Genomic DNA, 543 nt, shown 5'->3' on the forward strand with positions numbered 1-543 from the left:
GAACCAGCTACGTAAAGGATAATGACGCCAGCGTAAGTCTGACGGAGGGGATTACCGATCCCACATTTTACCGGGTGGAAAAGGTCAGCAGGAAGACGAAAAATGACGGCGCATGGATGAATTTCCCGTCCGTATCCCTGTTCTCGTCAACGGCCAATGCCGACTTATCGAAGTTCTTTAAAAAGCTGGGATGTGAGAGCTCCACCAATGCATACAGTATCACCGGCAGTACTCCGCTGGTAGATTCGCTGTTTTCCGTGAAATACGCACTGTATTCCGAGACACCGGCGGATACCGGCCTTCTGACACCTCTGGAGGTGGAGGACCATACGTATCTCTACCGCAATGAATATACACTGCCGTTAGGCGTTATGGTGCCTTACGATCTGGAGGACAACTGGCAGCTGGACATCACCAATCCCGCGGACGTGCAGAACGATCTGGCTGTGGTGCTGGGAGCAGACCCTGTGCTGGAGGAAGTGCCGAGCGAGATTCTCGGAACCAGCTTTACCTTTACACCGGAAGTATCGGGCGACTATTACG

The 543-nt window shown here is 52.9% G+C and carries 1 protein-coding gene; it reads left to right on the forward strand.

Going from position 1 to position 543, the window contains the following annotated elements:
* Nucleotides 1-543: YfhO family protein (locus NE664_13030; protein ID MCQ4727556.1), on the forward strand; the 543-nt coding region annotated here is incomplete at both ends.

The sequence above is a fragment of the Anaerotignum faecicola genome (assembly GCA_024460105.1).
Classification (GTDB): domain Bacteria; phylum Bacillota; class Clostridia; order Lachnospirales; family Anaerotignaceae; genus JANFXS01.